The organism is Corynebacterium tapiri, assembly GCF_006334925.1.
Classification (GTDB): domain Bacteria; phylum Actinomycetota; class Actinomycetes; order Mycobacteriales; family Mycobacteriaceae; genus Corynebacterium; species Corynebacterium tapiri.
Genome location: NZ_VDHJ01000003.1, coordinates 205469 through 223235, shown reverse-complemented (window position 1 = coordinate 223235; position 17767 = coordinate 205469). Strand labels below are relative to the sequence as shown.

At 64.4% G+C, this 17767-nt stretch carries 13 protein-coding genes; 8 read left to right on the top strand and 5 right to left on the bottom strand.

The window, feature by feature from the left end; genetic code table 11:
- Positions 1-131: 131 nt before the first annotated feature.
- The 3 genes from dnaE (at position 132) to FHE74_RS03205 (ending at position 5534) form a co-directional block, all read left to right on the top strand.
- Positions 132-3689 (top strand): DNA polymerase III subunit alpha, encoded by a 3558-nt coding sequence (gene dnaE / locus FHE74_RS03215; protein WP_139465055.1) that lies wholly within the window; start codon positions 132-134, stop codon positions 3687-3689.
- A 43-nt stretch (positions 3690-3732) separates the two neighbouring features.
- On the top strand, positions 3733-4224 hold the full coding sequence (locus tag FHE74_RS03210; protein ID WP_139465054.1) for a GNAT family N-acetyltransferase: 492 nt from the start codon (positions 3733-3735) through the stop codon (positions 4222-4224).
- Between the two features lie 104 nt (positions 4225-4328).
- Positions 4329-5534, top strand: a complete 1206-nt coding sequence (locus FHE74_RS03205; protein ID WP_139465053.1) for a cobalamin-independent methionine synthase II family protein — start codon at positions 4329-4331, stop codon at positions 5532-5534.
- On the opposite strand, the gene FHE74_RS03200 is transcribed toward FHE74_RS03205, so the two are convergent.
- The gene (locus FHE74_RS03200; protein WP_246049167.1) at positions 5527-7482 is read right to left on the bottom strand and encodes an MMPL family transporter; all 1956 of its coding nucleotides are present in this window, start codon (positions 7480-7482) and stop codon (positions 5527-5529) included. The genes FHE74_RS03205 and FHE74_RS03200 overlap by 8 nt on opposite strands.
- An 87-nt stretch (positions 7483-7569) precedes the next feature.
- On the opposite strand from FHE74_RS03200, the gene FHE74_RS03195 reads away from it, so the two are divergent.
- Complete coding sequence (locus tag FHE74_RS03195) at positions 7570-8043, top strand: MarR family winged helix-turn-helix transcriptional regulator (protein WP_139465052.1); 474 nt, start codon at positions 7570-7572, stop codon at positions 8041-8043.
- Here the strand turns inward: FHE74_RS03195 and FHE74_RS03190 are convergent.
- Positions 8014-9750: a choice-of-anchor I family protein gene (locus FHE74_RS03190; RefSeq protein WP_180339662.1), complete on the bottom strand. Its 1737-nt coding sequence runs from the start codon at positions 9748-9750 to the stop codon at positions 8014-8016. The genes FHE74_RS03195 and FHE74_RS03190 overlap by 30 nt on opposite strands.
- 127 nt (positions 9751-9877) lie before the next feature.
- On the opposite strand from FHE74_RS03190, the gene ilvA reads away from it, so the two are divergent.
- The gene (gene ilvA, locus FHE74_RS03185) at positions 9878-11158 is read left to right on the top strand and encodes a threonine ammonia-lyase IlvA (protein ID WP_139465051.1); all 1281 of its coding nucleotides are present in this window, start codon (positions 9878-9880) and stop codon (positions 11156-11158) included.
- Between the two features lie 35 nt (positions 11159-11193).
- Here the strand turns inward: ilvA and treZ are convergent, their stop codons facing one another.
- Entirely contained in the window at positions 11194-12921 is a 1728-nt protein-coding gene (gene treZ, locus FHE74_RS03180) for a malto-oligosyltrehalose trehalohydrolase (protein WP_139465050.1), read from the bottom strand.
- A 58-nt stretch (positions 12922-12979) separates the two neighbouring features.
- Here treZ and FHE74_RS03175 point away from each other — a divergent pair, with 58 nt between their 5' ends.
- From FHE74_RS03175 to FHE74_RS03165, 3 genes are read left to right on the top strand one after another with little or no spacing between them, the layout of a single operon-like run.
- Positions 12980-13618 carry a YigZ family protein gene (locus FHE74_RS03175; protein ID WP_139465049.1) on the top strand — a complete coding sequence of 213 codons (639 nt, stop codon included), beginning with the start codon at positions 12980-12982 and terminating at the stop codon, positions 13616-13618.
- A gap of 10 nt (positions 13619-13628) precedes the next feature.
- Positions 13629-13859: a hypothetical protein gene (locus FHE74_RS03170; RefSeq protein ID WP_139465048.1), complete on the top strand. Its 231-nt coding sequence runs from the start codon at positions 13629-13631 to the stop codon at positions 13857-13859.
- Between the two features lie 11 nt (positions 13860-13870).
- Complete coding sequence (locus tag FHE74_RS03165; protein ID WP_139465047.1) at positions 13871-14251, top strand: RNA-binding S4 domain-containing protein; 381 nt, start codon at positions 13871-13873, stop codon at positions 14249-14251.
- Between the two features lie 8 nt (positions 14252-14259).
- Here FHE74_RS03165 and FHE74_RS03160 read toward each other — a convergent pair whose 3' ends face one another.
- Positions 14260-15255, bottom strand: a complete 996-nt coding sequence (locus FHE74_RS03160; protein WP_139465046.1) for a GTP pyrophosphokinase — start codon at positions 15253-15255, stop codon at positions 14260-14262.
- The gene (gene treY / locus FHE74_RS03155) at positions 15248-17734 is read right to left on the bottom strand and encodes a malto-oligosyltrehalose synthase (protein WP_139465045.1); all 2487 of its coding nucleotides are present in this window, start codon (positions 17732-17734) and stop codon (positions 15248-15250) included. Before treY ends, FHE74_RS03160 begins: the two co-directional genes overlap by 8 nt.
- Positions 17735-17767 lie beyond the last annotated feature (33 nt).

The window sequence follows — 17767 nt, the reverse complement described above, 5'->3', positions numbered from 1 at the left end:
TCACCTTAACTGTGCAGCCCACCCGGGGTCAGTCGGATTCGCTTTCACATTCCGCCCCCAAACCCCCGTCGATAAGCGAGCGCAACAACCCCACAAGGTCCGACTTGCGCACCCCGATAGGATGACGGCTTATGGGGAAGCGGTCATTCGTTCATCTGCACAATCACACGGAATATTCCATGCTCGACGGCATGGCCAAGGTGGACTTGTTGGCCGAGGAGGTCAAGCGCCAGGGCATGCCGGCGGTGGGAATGACCGACCACGGCAACATGTTCGGCTCCAACGCGTTCTACCGCAAGATGACCGAGGCCGGGATCAAGCCGATCATCGGCATTGAGGCGTACATGGCGCCGGAAAGCCGCTTCAATAAGTCGCGCGTGCGCTGGGGTACGCCGGATCAGAAGTCGGACGACGTCTCGGCCTCCGGTGCCTACCTGCACCAGACGATGCTGGCGGAAAACGCCACCGGTCTGCGCAACCTGTTCTACCTGTCCTCGATGGCCTCCTACGAGGGCCAGCTGGGTAAGTGGCCGCGCATGGATGCCGAGCTCATCGCCGAGCGTGCCGACGGCATCATCGCCACCACCGGCTGCCCCTCCGGAGATGTGCAGACCCGCCTGCGCCTGGGCCAGTACGACGAGGCCCTGGAAGCCGCGGCCATGTGGCAGGACATCTATGGGCGCGAGAACTACTTCCTCGAGCTGATGGATCACGGCTTGAGCATCGAGAAGCGCGTGCGCGACGAGCTGCTGGATATTGGCCGCAAGCTCGACCTGCCCCCGCTGGTGACCAACGACTGCCACTACGTCCTCGAGTCCCAGGCACCCGCGCACGAGGCCATGCTCTGCGTGCAGACGGGCAAGACCCTCCTGGACGCCGACCGCTTCAAGTTCGACGGCTCCGGCTACTACATCAAGTCCGCCGAGCAGATGCGCGAGATCTGGGACGAGATGGTGCCCAAGGGCTGCGACAACACCCTCTGGATCGCCGAGCGCGTCCAGGACTACGGCGAGATGTGGGAGGACCACACCCACGACCGCATGCCCATCGCCGACGTCCCCGAGGGCGAGACCCCAACCTCCTGGCTCACCCACGAGGTCATGGAGGGATTGAAGAAGCGTTTCGACGGCGGCGAGGTCCCCGAAGAGTACATCGAGCGCGCCAAGTACGAGATCGACGTCATCGACGGCAAGGGATACCCGTCCTACTTCCTCATCGTGGCCGAGCTGATCAAGCACGCCCGTTCCATCGGTATCCGCGTGGGGCCGGGCCGTGGCTCGGCCGCCGGCGCGTTGGTGGCGTATGCACTCACGATCACCAACATCGACCCGATCGAGCACGGCCTGCTTTTCGAGCGATTCCTTAACCCCGAGCGACCGTCTGCACCCGATATCGATATCGACTTCGACGATCGCCGCCGCGGCGAGATGATCACCTACGCGGCGCAGCGCTGGGGTGAAGACAAGATTGCTCAGGTGATCACCTTCGGCACCGTGAAGACCAAACAGGCCATCAAGGACGCTGCGAAGGTCAACTTTGGTCAGCCCGGCTTCCAGATGGCCGACCGCATCAACGCGGCCCTGCCACCGGCGATCATGGCCAAGGACATCCCGCTGGCCGGCATCACCGACCCGGAGCACGCGCGCTACGCGGAGGCCTCGGAGGTGCGCGGCATGATCGAGACCGACCCGGACGTAGCCAAGATTTACGAAACCGCCCGCGGCCTGGAAGGCGTGGTGCGCCAGGCCGGCGTGCACGCCTGTGCCGTGATTATGGCCAGCGTGCGCCTGCTGGACCACATCCCCATGTGGAAGCGCCCGGCCGACGGTGCGATCATCACCGGCTGGGACTACCCGGCCTGTGAGGCCATCGGCCTGCTCAAGATGGACTTTCTGGGCCTGCGCAACCTCACGGTGATCGGTGATGCCATCGAGAACATTAAGAAGAACCGCGGCGAGACGGTGCTCCTGGACAATCTGGAGACCGACGACCCGAAGGTCTACGAGCTACTCGGACGCGGCGACACCCTGGGCGTGTTCCAGCTCGACGGCGGCGGCATGCAGGAGCTGCTCAAGCGTATGAAGCCCACCGGCTTCAATGACATCGTGGCTTCGCTGGCGCTCTACCGCCCGGGCCCGATGGGTGTGAACGCCCACCTGGACTACGCCGACCGCAAGAACGGGCGCAAGCCGATTACCCCGATCCACCCGGAGCTGGAGGAGCCGCTCAAGGAGATCCTGGAGGAGACCTACGGTCTGATCGTCTACCAGGAGCAGATCATGGAGATCTCGCGCAAGGTAGCCAACTACACCGCCGGCGAGGCCGATGGCTTCCGTAAAGCCATGGGTAAGAAGAAGCCGGAAGTGCTGGCCCAGCAGTACGAGAAGTTCTCTCAGGGCATGTTCTCCAACGGGTATTCCAAGGACGCGGTCGACGCCCTCTGGGGAACAATCGAGCCCTTCGCGTCCTACGCGTTCAACAAGTCGCACGCCGCCGGCTACGGCCTGGTGTCCTACTGGACGGGATATCTCAAGGCCAACTACACGCCGGAGTACATGGCGGCCCTTTTGACCTCGGTGGGGGATAAGAAGGACAAGTCCGCGATCTACCTGGCCGACTGCCGCCACCTGGGTATCAAGGTGCTGCCGCCGGACGTCAACGAGTCCGACCAGGACTTCATGGCCGTGGGCGAGGACATCCGCTACGGCATGAGCGCGATCCGCAATGTGGGGCGCGAGGTGGTGGAATCGATCGTCGAGACGCGACGCACCAAGGGTGCGTTTGAATCCTTCGGCGACTACCTGGACAAGATCGACCTGCTGCCGTGCAACAAGCGCATCACCGAATCCCTGGTCAAGGCCGGTGCTTTTGACTCCCTCGGGCACCCGCGCAAGGGGCTCATGCTCATTCATGAGGACGCCGTCGATAGCGTGCTGACCACCAAGAAGGCCGCAGACAAGGGGCAGTTTGACCTCTTCGCGGGGCTGGGTGCCGAGGACTCCAGTGCCAACAACGTCTTCGCCATCGAGGTGCCGGATCAGAAGTGGGAGCGCAAGCATGAGCTGACCCTCGAGCGCGAGATGCTGGGCCTGTATGTCTCTGGTCACCCGCTCGACGGCTTTGAGGATGCGATCTCCGCGCAGACGGATACGCAATTGACGACGATTCTCTCCGGCGAGGTGCGTAACAAGCAGGAGATGATCATCGGCGGAATCATCTCGGGCGTGGACCGGCGCTTCTCCAAGAAGGACGGCTCGCCGTGGGCGATCGTCACGGTGGAGGATCACCACGGCGCGCAGGTGGAGATTTTGGTGTTCAACAAGGTCTACTCACTGGTCGCACCCCAGATCGTGGAGGACAACATCATCCTGGCCAAGGTGCACGTGTCCATCCGAGATGAGCGCGTGAGCCTGTTCTGCGATGACATCCGCGTGCCTGAGCTCGGCCCCGGCGGCGGTGCCGGCCTGCCGCTGCGCCTGACCATGCGCACCGAGCAATGCACCCTGGAGAACATCCGCAAGCTCAAGGAGGTGTTGGTCAAAAACAAGGGCGAGTCGGACGTGTACCTCAACCTTGTCAACGGGGAGGAGTCCACGCTCATGGTCCTGGGCGAGCACCTGCGCGTGGAACGCGGCGGCAACTTGATGGGCGACCTGAAGGCGACGATGGGGCCGGGCATTCTGGGATAGATTTCGGCCTCAGTGGCTCAGTAGTTTCGTTACCGTAGTAAGTATGAGTTTTATTTTCCGAGAAACTACAGCTGAAGATAAGACGTACATCTACCGCCTGAACTACCTGGCGGATGTCTTCGGGGATGAGACGAAGAATCCGGATTCGCAGGAGTTCCTCGAGGCCACCCGCGTCTACGTCGACGAATGGGACGCAGAGCGCGGGGGAGTGCTCGTAATCGACGAGGACCTGAAGAACCCCGCTGGTGGAGCCTGGCTGGTCTACGGCACGGACGATTCCCACGGTGAGGGCTACGTCGCAGAGGGCATCCCGGAGGTCGCCATCGCCGTGGAGAGCCGCTACCGCGGAAGTGGCCTGGGGACCGAGCTGTTGAAGAAGTCCGCTGAGCTGGCGCGCGACCGCGGGGCCAAGCAGCTCTCCCTGTGCGTCCACGATGACAACCCGCGTGCCCGCGCGTTGTACGAGCGCCTGGGCTTTAAAACGGTGAAGGTCAAGGACAACCCGTACACCGTCATGGTGCTGGATCTGACCTAGTCCGCGGGGTTCAGGCCGGTGCGGCGTGGTCGTATCATTGAAGCTGCTAAAGTAGACCGCATAGTCTATACCGCAGGTTTCAATTGAACGGAGATTCCTCTTCCATGGCGAACAAGATCCGCACGACGCACGTCGGCTCCCTGCCTCGCACCCCAGAACTCCTCGACGCCAACAAACGCCGCGCAGAAGGCTCGATTGGCGACGAGGAGTTCTTTGCCATCCTGCGCTCTTCGATCGACGAGGTAGTGCGCCGCCAGGTCGAACTCGGCGTGGACATCATCAACGAGGGCGAGTACGGCCACATCACCTCCGGTGCCGTCGATTACGGCGCGTGGTGGAACTACTCGTTCTCTCGCCTGGGTGGGCTGACCATGACCGACGAGGACCGCTGGGCCGCCCAGGACGTCGTGCGCTCCACCCCGGGCAACATCAAGCTGACCTCCTTTGCTGATCGCCGCGATCGTGCTCTGTTTGCCGATGCCTACAATGACCCCGAGTCCGGCATCTTCGCCGGCCGAGCCAAGGTGGGCAACCCCAAGTTCACCGGTGAAGTCACCTACATCGGACAGGAAGAGGTGGCCACCGACGCCAAGCTGCTGCGCGAGGCCATGGACAAGCACGGGGCCAAGGATGGCTTCATCGCTGCACTGTCTCCGGGATCGGCCGCTCGCTTGAAGAACGAGTACTACGACAACGACACCGACCTGGTCAACGCCTGCGGAGCCGCCCTGCACCACGAGTACAAGGCGATCACCGATGCCGGCTTCACGGTCCAGCTCGACGCCCCTGATCTGGCCGAGGCCTGGGACCAGATCAACCCGGAGCCCAGCGTTGCCGACTTCCAGGACTGGCTGAAGATCCGCATCGACGCCATCAACTCCGCCCTCGAGGGCCTGCCGCGCGAGCAGACCCGCCTGCACATCTGCTGGGGTTCCTGGCACGGCCCGCACGCCACCGACGTGCCGTTCGAGGACATCATCGACGTCATCCTCGAGGCCAAGGTCGGCGGCTACTCCTTCGAGGGCTCCAGCCCCCGCCACGCCCACGAGTGGCGCGTGTGGACCAACCGCACCCTGCCCGAGAACTCCGTGATCTACCCCGGCCTGGTGTCGCACTCCACCAATGCGATCGAGCATCCCCGCCTGGTTGCCGATCGCATCATCAAGTTTGCCGAGCAGGTCGGGCCGGAGAACGTCGTCGCCTCCACCGACTGCGGTCTTGGCGGCCGCCTGAACCATCAGCTCGCCTGGGCCAAGCTCGAGTCCGTGGTCAAGGGCGCGGAGATCGCTACGAAGGAACTGTTTAAGTAGTCTCTCGCTTCTCGACGCCTCCCGGCCACCAGAACTTCTCTCCCAGCACCATGACTAGCGCCGGGATGAGGAGGGGCCTGACCACCAGGGTGTCCAGCAGCACGCCCACAAAGATCACCACGCCGATCTGAGCGAGTGCTACCAGCGGCAGAACTCCCAGGGCCGCGAAGACTGCGGCCAGGAGGATTCCGGCGGAGGTGATCACCCCTCCCGTGGCGGCCACCGCCGTGCGCACCCCATCGCGGGTGCCGGCAGTGGCCGCCTCTTCGCGCGTGCGGGTAATCAGGAAGATCGAGTAGTCGATGCCCAGTGCCACGAGGAACACGAACGAGTACAGGGGAGTGGTCTCCGCAAAACGCTCGAAGCCGAAGATGCCCGTGCTGACCCACCAGCCCAAGCCCAACGCGGCCAGGTTGGTCAGCAGCACCGAGGCGACCATGATCACCGGGCCGAGCACGCTGCGCAGCAACACCATCAACGCTGCCAGGATCACCAGCAGTACAAGCGGGAAGATGAGCGTTCGATCCTGGGCTGCGAAGCGGGCGGCGTCGATAAGCTGGGCATCCTGTCCACCCACGAGCGTGTCGGTGCCGGCAACCGCATCCCTGATCGCCGGCACGAGCTCGGTGCCTTCGGGTGAGGCGGTCGCCTGGATGCTCGTCCACTCGCCGAGCTGTTCCGGCGGCGTGGCGGTGATGCCCGCGGCCGTGAGTTCCTGGGTGACGCGCTCGGGCTCGGTGGTGAGTACGCGCGCCGGCGTGGCGTTGTTCTCCGGGAAGGCCTCGCGCAGCTCGGCGGCCGCGGTGACCGACTCCGGGGTGGAGATGAACTGGTCCTCTTGCTTCAGTCCCACCGAGGCGAACGGGTAGCCCGCCGCCGCCGCGAGGAGACCGATCAGCGTGACTGACGCGACCTTGACCGGGCGCGCGGCCACGTAGTCCGCCACCTTGGCCCACACGCCGTGTGTGACCTGTGTGCCCGGCTCCGGGCGCCTGGGCCAGAACACCCAGCGCCCGCACGCCACGAGCGCGCCGGGCAGGGCTGCCAGCACAAAGAACATGGCGATCAGGATGCCCACCATCGCCGCACCGCCCAGGCCGCGGTTGGCCGGGGTGGCAGATAGCAGCAGGCAGGCCACTCCCACGATCACCGTGCCGCCGCTGGCCACGACCGTGGTGGCTGTGGGGCGAAGTGCTGTGGCCATAGCCGCGAAGCGATCGGCCTGCTGGGTGAGCTCGTCGCGGTACCGTGAGATCAGCAGCAGCGCGTAGTTGGTGCCGGCGCCGAAGACGAGCACCGAGACGATGCCGGCCGTCGACTCGTTCCACGTCATTCCCAGCGCGCCGAGCACCCAGGTAAAAGCGGTGGCCGCCACGCGATCCGCGACGCCAATGACCGCCAGCGGGATGATCCACAGCACGGGGGAGCGGTAGGTGAAAATCAGCAGCACGGCCACGATCAGCCCGGTCACCGCCAACAGCGTGACGTTGGCGCCCTCGAACACGGCGGACAGATCCGCGCTGATTGCCGCCGGGCCGGTGACCTTGACGCTGACACCTTGTGGGGCTTCGGCGTTGAGGCGCTCGCGCAGTTGGGTCACGGCCTCGCTGTTGCCCGTCAGCGTGGAGCTCTCGATGGTGGTGGGCACGAGTGCCGCGGTGGCGTCCTCGTTGGGGATCAGTGGCCCGCCGAGTTCCTGGGCGATCTCCTGCAGGCGGGCAACATCCAACGTGCCCGAGCTGGAGCTAAAGAACACCACCGCCTGGTTGTCTCCCGGCTCGCCCTGCTCGGCGACGATCTGGGACACGCGGGTGGAGTCCGCGTCGTCCGGCATCATGCCCGTGGGATTACTGGGCTGTGGGGTGGGGCCGATGAGGATCAGCCCAATGCCGATGAGCATGAGGATCGCGCTGGCCCAGCGGGAGCGTCGGACAATGCGAGGCGACACGCCTGCCTCCTGTGTGGGTGGGAGAGAGGTGGATATACTTAGAAAATCGTACTATCCGATGGTGCAGAAATTCCAGGACGAATCTCCATGACCACCCCCACCCCGCGCTTTCACCCGATCTCCCGCCGCCTCTTTGAGGTGCTCAAGTGGAATGACGAGATCGCCTTTCAGGCCGCTAACACCGCCGGCATGAACGCCACCGACTTCCGCGCAGTCCAGCTACTGCTCAAACAGGGCCCGCACTCGCCCACGGACCTGGCCAAACGCCTACACCTGACCAACGCGGCCACCACCACGGTGATCGACCGCCTGGTCGCCCGCGGTCACGTCACGCGCGCTACCCACCCGCAGGATCGCCGCCGCACCGTCGTCGAGGCCACACCCACCGCCTACGCGCAGGTGATGAGCATGCTCGCCCCGGTGCTCGCCGAGTCCGAGGACATCGTCGCGGCACTCTCACCCGAGGAACAAGACACCGTGCTGCGCTACCTCAAGGCGATCGAATCCAGCCTCAAGGCACACACGCAGCGCCTAGAACAGGGAGCTGCCGGAGGACAGTGAGCTGCCGGAGGACAGTGAGCTGCCCGGCAGCTCAGACGACGCCCCCGGGCCGGCGAACTCGGTAGCCGGGCCGCCGATCTCAAACACGGTCGTAGAACCAGACACCTCGTTGCCCACCACCAACAGTGGCTTGCCGTTCGGGGAATCCGCGGCCGCGATGAACTTCACGCCCTCCGGGCCCAGGTCGCCGGCCCCGGCCAGGCCATCATCCTCGGCGGAGACGGAGAAGTCGCGGTTGTTCACGTACGTCACAAACTTCGGCGCCTGCGGAGTGCTCAGGTCGTACACCATGATCCCGCCCACACGCTCGTTGCCCACAAACGCGTAGGGAACACCGGCGATCTCGGCGGTGGTCAGCGCCTCGGGCTCCGGGCCCTTGTCGTCCGAGCGGCCCTCAAAGTTGGACTCGGAGTGGTTGGAATTCACGTACTCCGGCAGCGCCTGGCCGGTGATGCGCTCGAACTCATCGCCCGAGGTTGCCACCAGCTGGCCGTCGGTGGTGTAGACCCCGATCCCGCGCCCGCCAAAGGTGTAGAGCTCGGTGAACACCTTGCGCTCGGCGTCGTAGCCGTGCGCGGTGGTGATGTTCAACCGACCCAGGTGCTCATCCTCGGCCAGCTCGGGGCCAAAGACCTCCGGGTCCAGCCCACCAAACTCGGTCTCCTTCGGATCTCCCAGGTCTTTGACGCGAATCTCCTCGGAGTAGCCCTTCCAATCGCGCGAGTCACCCTCATTCGCCGTGACCAGGTAGGTGGTGCCGCCGACGTTCACGTGAGACACGGCGTCGGGAAGCGGAAGAGACTTCACCGGATACGTGCGCGGCTCGAAGGTCTCGTCCTTGTCTGAGGGATCGAACGGCACCTCGTTGCGATCAATGGTGCCCAGCCCAAACACGTCAGTCACCGTGGCGGTGGCGATGTCCACCACCGCGATCGCGTTATTCTCCTGCAGCGTCACGTAGGCCTTGTCGCCGTCGACGGTGATGTACTCGGGCTCAAAGTTCACCGAGGCGCGCAGGCTGGACTCCGGGCCGAAGACACGGATGTTGTTTTGGGCAAACAGCTCCTCGGGGCTCTGCGCGTCCCAGGCGCCGAAGCCGGCGGTGCGCGCCTCATAGTCGCCATTGGGCTCGGCTGGCACCGAGATCACGGAGACCGACCCCTCCGGGTCCACGGAGTAGTCCTCTGCCGGCTCGCCTTCGTTGGCCACCAGCGCAAAGCTGCCGTCCTCGTTAAAGGTGACCATGTCCGGCAGCGACCCGACCTCCACCTCGCGGTAGATCACGCCGTCGGCGACGTTGAAGAACACCACCTTGCCACGCGCAGTCTTGTCCTCGGCGGGCTCTGCGGCGGCGACCGCCAAGCCGTCGGCACGCACGTCCACGGAGTTCAGCGTGTAGCCCTCAACGGCCAGCTCCCCGCGCTTGGCCAGCTGCGTGGGATCAGAAGCATCGAGCAGATCAATGTGTCCTGCCTGCGCATTCACCGTCAGGATTGTCGTCGACTGCTTGTGGTAAGACACGATCTCAGCCGCAGACTCATCCAGAATCCCGGTGTCGTAGGACCCGATCGGGCTCAAGGTGATCGACTCGGTTCCAGCTGCATGAACGGGCTTATCGACGATCTCCGCTCCCGCAGGAAGTGCAAACGCGCTCAGCGCGGTGGAAGCACACAGCGCGATGACGCCGGCGCGGGATAGAGGGGACATGTCTAACTCCTTGAGTAGCGTGACAACAACGTGGGTATTTACTGATTTGTAGCTGTGTCACTTAAACGTGAGGAGAGCTCAGGGTGAAGCCTGAATGAATGGACCTCCATGGCTAAGATTTATAGGTATGACCGAAGCACCGTTTGAGCCCATCCACGCCTCCGACATCCAAGGCGCACAGGCGCGCATTTCCTCGGTCATTGCACCGACCCCGCTGCAATTCTGCCCCCGCCTGAGCGAAGAGACCGGATTTGAGGTCTACCTCAAGCGCGAGGACTTGCAGGATGTGCGCTCCTACAAGATCCGCGGTGCCTACTTCTCCATGTCCAACCTCACCACGCAGGAAGCTGCCGCCGGAATCGTGGCAGCTTCTGCCGGCAACCATGCTCAGGGCGTGGCGTACGCCTGCAAGACCATGCGCATCCCGGGCCGCATCTTCGTGCCCAACAAGACGCCTAAGCAAAAGCGTGATCGCATCGCCGTGCACGGCGGCGACATGGTGGAGGTTGTAGTCACCGGTGCCAACTTCGACGAGGCTGCCGCCGCAGCGCGTGTAGATGCGGCTGAGCGTGGTGCCACCATCGTCGAGCCTTTCGACGCCCGCAACACCGTAATCGGCCAGGGAACTGTGGCTGCCGAGATCGTCAGCCAGCTGACCACGCTGGGCAAGTCTTTGGACACCGTGGTCGTGCCGGTGGGTGGGGCTGGCTTGCTTTCGGGCATCACCAGCTACCTGGCTGACATGGCCCCGCGCACCTCAATCGTGGGTGTGGAGCCCTCGGGCGCACGCTCGCTCCAGGCCGCACTGGAGGCCGGGGAGCCGGTGAGCCTGCCGGACGTGGACACATTCATCGACGGCGCCGCAGTTCGTCGCATCGGTGACGTGAACTACCAGGTGGTCAATGCCAACCGCGAGCGCGTCCACGTCACGCATGCTGATGAGGGGGCGGTAGCCACCGAAATGCTGGATCTGTACCAGTCCGAGGGCATCATCGCCGAGCCTGCCGGAGCCCTGTCCATTGCTGGACTGCGCGGACTTAACGCCCCGGCCGGATCCACCGTGGTGTGCGTGATCTCCGGGGGCAATAACGACGTCCTGCGTTACGCCGAGATCATGGAACGCTCCCTGATCCACCGCGGCCTGAAGCACTACTTCCTGGTGAACTTTCCGCAGGAACCGGGCCAGCTGCGCGCCTTCCTCACGGACATCCTGGGGCCTGATGACGACATCACCCTGTTTGAATACCTCAAGCGCAACAACCGCGAGACCGGTACCGCCCTAGTCGGCCTGCAACTGGGCAGCGCTGCCGATCTGGCCGGTCTACTCGAGCGCATGGAGGCCTCGCGTATCGACTGCCGCCGGCTCGAGCCAGGCACCCCGGAGTACGACTTCGTCGTCGCTGGCTAGCGCTTCCGGCTAGCGCTTCTGGCTAGCGCTTCCGGTTAGCGCGTCGCCAGCAGCGCGCAGCTCCACGCGCCCAGCGAGGTGCTCGCACCGTCGGGGTTGACCTCCCCGCTGCCAAACAGCGCCTCCCCGGCGTAGGGCGCACACACTGGTTGGTCGGATAGGTTGGCCACCACCAGGAAGCGACCATGGCCGAATGCCAGCCAGCGGTCATTTTCGGCGCCGTGGTCGACCATCCATTCGTCGAGACGCGGATGCGCGATGTCGTGCGCTGCCCTGAGCGCAAGCAGGCGCTTATACGCAGCGTGAATCTCCTGCTGCTCCTCATCGAAGTTCCACACCAGCTTGGCCGACTCAAACGTCTCTTCTGCGGCCGGGTCGGGGATGTCATTCTCATCCCATCCGATGTTCGCGAACTCCCGGCGGCGTCCGTCCCGGGTCGCCTGCAGCAGGTCGGCGTCGGTGTGCGAGCAGAAGAACGGGAAGGGCGTGCGTGCACCAAACTCCTCACCCATGAACAGCATCGGGGTGAAGGGGGAGAGCAGCGTGAGCGTGGCCTTGAGCACCTGCTGGCGTGGGCTCAGATACATGGAGGGCCGGTCGCCGGCGGCGCGATTGCCGGTCTGATCGTGCGTGGTGGTGTAGGTGACCAGACGCCATGAAGGCGTGCGCTCCAAATCCAGGGGGCGGCCGTGCGTCTTTTGTCTAAATTCCGAGTAGTCGTTGTTAAAGCGCCAACCACGGCGCAGAATCTCGGCGTAAATCTTCAGGGTTCCGTAGTCGCAGTAGTAACCCTCGGTCTCCCCGCTGACCAGGCTGTGCAATCCGTGGTGAATGTCATCCACCCACTGGCCATCCAAGCCGAACCCGCCCTCTGACTGTGGGGTGATCAGGCGCGGGTTATTCAGGTCGCTCTCTGCGATGAGCGTGCGCGGGCGGTGATCCAGGGCCTGCACCTCGTCTGCGACCGCACGCATCTCCTCCATGATGCTGTAGGCGCGGCGATCGTCGTAGGCGTGCACCGCGTCCAGGCGCAGCCCATCGACGTGGAATTCCTCCAGCCATTGGCGCACCGCGCCGAGGACAAAAGAGCGCACGTGGTCGGAGCCGGCCATGCTGAGGTTGACCACCTCACCCCAGCCGGTCGAGCCGCCGGCGGTGTAGGGGCCAAAGGCTCCGAGGTAATTGCCGTCGGGCCCGAAGTGGTTGAACACGACGTCGAGAAGCACCGCCATACCCCGCTGGTGGGCAGCATCGACAAAGCGCTTCAGCGCGCGGGGGCCACCGTATGAGGCGTGCACGGCGTAGAGCTCCACGCCGTCGTAACCCCAGTTACGATCCCCACCGAAGGGCTGCACCGGCATCAGCTGCACCGTATTGATTCCCAAGTCCTGCAGGTAATCCAGCTTCTCTGCCGCGGCATCCAGCGTGCCCTCGGGCGTAAACACGCCCGTGTGCAGCTCGTAGATCACCATCTCATTGAGCTGGCGGCCCGCGTAGTCGTGGTCATTCCAGGCGAAGTCGGCGGTGACCCACTCGCTGAGGCCATGTACACCCTCGGGCTGAGAACGCGTGCGCGGATCCGGCAACGGGGTGCTCCACTCACCGTCCTTGAGCAGCTCAAATCCGTAACGCGAGCCTTCCTGCATCTCGACCTCGCCACCAAACCACCCTTGCTCTCCAGGGGTGAGGTCATGGCGCTGGCCATCAATGAGTACGCGGCAGTCGGTGGCGTACGGTGCCCAGACTTTAAGGGGAAAGCTCATACCTATTCACGCTAGGCAAAATGCCCCGTGGGCGCACGGGTATTATGCGGTGCTAACCATGATCACCGAATACAGTCTGCCTACGGCCGGCACCGTCTTTTCCGCCGAGCTAGAGATCAAGCGCTCCCGCTTCATCGCCGACCTGCGGCGTACCTCCACCGAGGATGAGGCCCGGGAGTTCATCGAGCAGATCCGGAAAACGTATCCCGACGCCCGCCACCATTGCTCCGCGATGGTCATCCACGTCGACGGCGCCACCCCCATCGAGCGCTCCTCCGATGACGGCGAGCCCTCCGGAACCGCCGGTGCTCCGATGCTGCAGCAGCTTAAAGGATCCTCGCTTTACGACGTCACCTGCGTGGTCACCCGGTACTTCGGCGGAATCAAGTTGGGTGCCGGTGGGCTGACCCATGCGTATTCCGAGGCCGTTGGTCAGGTACTCGAGACCGTGCAGCGTGCCCAGCGCAGCCAGCGCGAACTGTACACCGTCGAATTCACCCACGCTGATGCCGGGCGCTGTGAGTCAGAGCTGCGCGCAGCCGGGGTGGATATCACCAACGTCGAGTACGGCTCCAAAGCACGCTATACCCTCGCCGTAGCTCCGGGGACCCGCGAGGAGCTCGAGGCCGTGCTGGCATCCGTGACCAAGGGAGCAGCGCGCACGAGTGCTGCCGGCTCGGCATGGGTCGAGCGTTAGAATAGGGCGCATGACGCTTCAGCCCCGACCCTCTAACCCGATCCAGCACCGCAAGGACCAGGTGCGAAAGCACTCGCGCAATGCCGCTATCTGTGTGGGAGGTGGCATCGGCGGCGGCCTCCTAGTGGGCTTTCTGCTATCGCACTCCATGTTCTGGGTCACCCTCGGCCTGATCATCGCCGTGGTGGGCGGTGGCTGGAACGCACTGCGCATCAACCAGATCATTAACCACAAGGACTAGGTTCGTAGCCTATGACCGATCCCAGTGGCATGCCCGTTCGGCTTGATGCCTGGGTGTGGTCCGTGCGGTTCTTCAAAACCCGCTCCGAGGCCGCCGAGGCCGTGCGCGCCGGGCACGTCAAGCTCAACGGTTCCGCCACCAAGCCAGCCCAGCAGGTCGTTCCAGGGGACCGCGTGCGCATCTGGAAGGACCACCGAGAGTTCGACCTCGAGGTCTTGGCCACCGTGCGCAAGCGAGTAGGCGCACCGATTGCCCGGCGCTGCTATGCGGACCATTCCCCACCTCCGCCGCCCAAGGAGATCCTGGCGTCTATGCCCCAGCGCGATCGCGGGGCAGGTCGGCCCACTAAGAAAGACCGCCGCGAGCTGGAGCGCCTGCGCCGCCGCCAGTAGGTAAGGCCCTAGCCCTTGCGCAGGGCGTTCAGGCGGGCACGCAGGCGCCGCGGGCGATGGGTCGATCGGTTTCCGGAGTCGCCTGTGCGCGCGATGTGCTGCTCCCCGAATCGGTGGAGGAGAAGGTCGTCGATAAGCCGGACCTGGCCGGGTTGGAACCGGTAGTTCACGGCGGCGGTGACGGTCTCGATGGCGAGGTCGTCGAGAAGCTCGGCGAGCTCCGCGACGGTGGTCACTCCATTGGCGGTAAGTAGCTCCTCCAGCCAGCGGTAGTTCTCGGAACGCGAGCGGGGGAACCGATTGCCCAGCAGCATAGTGAGGATTCCGGGCAGCGTCTCGGCGCTGATTTCCACATCCCCGGTGTGCTCCGGGATGTCCTTCTTGGGGGACTTAAGAGCAGCGATCTGGTCGAATTGCTGGTCGGCGAGCTCAATCAAACCGGCGGCGAGCGTGAATGCGCGATCGACCTGAGGATCCAGGGGCTCGGAGCCGTGCTTATAGCGGATGTCGTGCTCGAACTCGGCCCAGGCATGCTGCAGGACGGTGCGCACCTGGACCTCGAAGGTAAAACCGCTGTACTCGGCCAGATCGGTGCTGGATTCTGGCACCCGCAGCACCAGGTGATGGGAGCCATAGCCAAAGCCGCCAGCCACGCGGGTCTCCGCTGCCTTGTCCACGGAGCGAACCACCTCGAACCACTGGCTTAAGACCTCGATGGCCAGCGGGATCTCGGTCGAGTGGAACACGTTAACCCGCACGCCCACGATGTCGTGGATGTCCGTCCAGGGTTCTGCGTAGGCGAGCTGACCATCGGAGCGCCGCTTGCGGGCCTTGGCCTTGAGCGAAGGCCACGTTTTCACGCGCGCGGTGACGCGATCGAAGGTCACGCCGGCATCGTTGAGCAGATCCTCGATGTCCTCGGCAAAGTCCTCCGCCGCCTGCGGGTGCTGCCTAATCCACTCGTGATAGCGCGAACCTAGCTGGCGAATGATCTTCTCAGGCATGATCCTCCGCAACGAGCACGGCGGCCGGGAACACGTCGAAGATGGCAGAGACCGGCGTCTTGCCCGAAAACTCCTGGCCGGTTAGCGCATCGGTCCACGTGCCGTCCGGCAGAGTGAGCGTGCACTCACCCCACCCGCCGCGTAGGTCCAGTACCTGGGGGCGGCGGGTGGCCACGGTGATCACACCGATGTCCCCACCGCGGGTGGAGCGGGCCATGCCAATGAGGTGGCCGGAACTTGGTCCCTCGGCAAAGACAGCCTGGTAGCCCTCGGAGACGAACATGTCCGGGTAGCGCAGACGCAGCTGAAGGATCGTGTGAGTGAGGTGTTGCTTGGCCCAATCGGCATGCTCAGCCAGGTAGTCGTAGGCGTTCAGGGCACCAACCGGAACCGTCTCGCGCAACTGCGCTGCCTGGGCGCGGACCTTGTCCAGCGTGTCTGCCTGCTGCAGGGACTGCGCGCGAGCGGTGTAGTCCACAAAGCGTCGGTTATCCGGATCGACCAGGGAATCGTCGAAGAACTCCTGGCCCTGGAAGATGTCCGGGATGCCCGGGCCGGTCAGTTGCAGCGCCTTGCGCGAAAGGCTGAGCACTCGGGCGGCGGCGTCGAGTGGCTGCACAAACCGGGTAATGGAGGCAGCAACGGGGCCGTCGATGACGGCATCGATCCAGTCGAGCACGGCCTTTTCGGCACGCTCATCGGGATCGACCCAGGTGGTGATGCGGCCGGCCTCGCGGATCGCCTTCAGCGCGTAGTCATGGAAGCGCTGGCGCAGCGAGTCCGTGACCTCGCCGTCAGTGGGCCAGACGCCCAGCAGGTTGTGGAAGAGGAAGAGCCCGGTCGCGGTATCGGGGGCCGGGACCTGGGCGCTGCAGCGGCGCACCAGCTCGGCGAAGTCGTTCGGCGTTTCTGTCAGCTCGATCAACCTCGAGCGAACGTCCTCGCTGCGCTTGGTGTCGTGGGTGGACAAAGTGGTCATCGTGCGCGGCCACAGGCGGGCACGCTCCTGCTGCAGCAGATGGAACTCGGCAGCCGAGACGCCAAAGCGCCCGGGAGCGCCTCCGACCTCCTGCAGGGCGACCAGACGGCAGGCCCGGTAGAAGGTCGTATCCTCCACGCCTTTGGCCATGACCGCACCGCACACCTGGGCAAAGCGGATTTTGGCCTCTCCGTTCTCGATCAGCGCAGCGGCGATGAGATCCAGGCAATCGCGCCGGGAAGGGAAGCGGCGCGAGAGGTCCGCGATCACCGTGGCGGTTACGCGGGAGAGCGAGATGTAGTCGGCACGATAGACGGGGATCTCGGCAACCAGATCAACGATGGTATTGACCAGGTCTTCCTCCGAGACGGTCGAGCCGGCCGTGGAGAAGTTGTCGCGTCGAATTGCACGTGCGAGGCGGGCGACCTCGGCACCCAGCTCAGTCTCGGCCACGTCGCGCTTGAGCTGGTGCTCGGTGGCCTCGAAGGCATGCTCGTCCCAGGTAGAACCAGACTGCTGCAGGGCCAACATGCTGAGGGTGTCCTCGGCCTCGCGAGAGACAAACACCCCGTCGAGTTCGCGCAGGGCGTCATAACCCGTGGTGCCATCCACCGACAGGCGGGGATCCAGCGGCTCGTCGGCGGACAAGATCTTTTCCACCACCAGCCAGCGGTCATCTCCGATGAGCTCGCGCAGGCGGTGCAGGTAACCAAAGGGGTCAGCCAGACCATCGGGGTGGTCAACGCGGACGCCGTCGATAAGCCCCTCCGAGATGAGCTGTCGCAGGATGCGGTGCGTGTGCTCAAAGACCAGGGGATCTTCCTGGCGAATACCCGCCAACGTGTTCACCGAGAAGAAACGGCGGTACGAGATCACGCCGTCGCGCCAATACATCAGCCGGTAGGACTGCTTTTCATAGACGGCGACGGGGTCGTCATCCACGCCAGAGCAGGTGCCCTCCTTGATGGGGAAGTGGTTGTCGTAGTAGGCCAGGGTCAGCTCGTTGACGATCTCGTCGTGCTCGAGGGTGAGCTTGTCCTCATCGCCCTCGGCGCCCAACACCGGCAGGCCCAACTTGCCGTTGGCGCCGTTGTCGTCATGCCAGTCGATGTCGAAGTAGTGCTCGAACTGGCTGTCCTGGCCGTTCTTAAGCACGTCCCACCACCACGCGTTGAGTTGGGGGACTTCCACGCTCATGTGGTTGGGCACGATGTCCACGATGATGCCCAGGCCCGCTTTATGGGCGCGCTCAGCCAACTCGCGCAGCCCCTCGATGCCGCCAAGCTCGGGGTTGACTGTGGTGGGGTCGATGACGTCGTAGTTGTGATTCGAGTGGGGAACGGCCGTCAGGATCGGGGAGAGGTAGATATGGCTTACGCCCAGAGACGCCAGGTACTCCACCTGTTCTGCGGCCTCGGCAAACCCGAAGGCTCGGCCAGACGGGTCGGCCTGCGGGCCCCGCAGCTGGAGGCGATAGGTGGCGGTGAGTTCTCGGCGCATCGGAAGCGGTGCTCCTGTCTAGGCTTGTGCGAC

Bases quoted from the DNA above. Each gene is read 5' to 3' on its own strand.
- dnaE (WP_139465055.1), top strand. From the start codon at position 132: ATGGGGAAGCGGTCATTCGTTCATCTGCACAATCACACGGAATATTCC.
- FHE74_RS03210 (WP_139465054.1), top strand. From the start codon at position 3,733: ATGAGTTTTATTTTCCGAGAAACTACAGCTGAAGATAAGACGTACATC.
- FHE74_RS03205 (WP_139465053.1), top strand. From the start codon at position 4,329: ATGGCGAACAAGATCCGCACGACGCACGTCGGCTCCCTGCCTCGCACC.
- FHE74_RS03195 (WP_139465052.1), top strand. From the start codon at position 7,570: ATGACCACCCCCACCCCGCGCTTTCACCCGATCTCCCGCCGCCTCTTT.
- FHE74_RS03190 (WP_180339662.1), bottom strand. From the start codon at position 9,750: ATGTCCCCTCTATCCCGCGCCGGCGTCATCGCGCTGTGTGCTTCCACC.
- ilvA (WP_139465051.1), top strand. From the start codon at position 9,878: ATGACCGAAGCACCGTTTGAGCCCATCCACGCCTCCGACATCCAAGGC.
- treZ (WP_139465050.1), bottom strand. From the start codon at position 12,921: ATGAGCTTTCCCCTTAAAGTCTGGGCACCGTACGCCACCGACTGCCGC.
- FHE74_RS03175 (WP_139465049.1), top strand. From the start codon at position 12,980: ATGATCACCGAATACAGTCTGCCTACGGCCGGCACCGTCTTTTCCGCC.
- FHE74_RS03170 (WP_139465048.1), top strand. From the start codon at position 13,629: ATGACGCTTCAGCCCCGACCCTCTAACCCGATCCAGCACCGCAAGGAC.
- FHE74_RS03165 (WP_139465047.1), top strand. From the start codon at position 13,871: ATGACCGATCCCAGTGGCATGCCCGTTCGGCTTGATGCCTGGGTGTGG.
- FHE74_RS03160 (WP_139465046.1), bottom strand. From the start codon at position 15,255: ATGCCTGAGAAGATCATTCGCCAGCTAGGTTCGCGCTATCACGAGTGG.
- treY (WP_139465045.1), bottom strand. From the start codon at position 17,734: ATGCGCCGAGAACTCACCGCCACCTATCGCCTCCAGCTGCGGGGCCCG.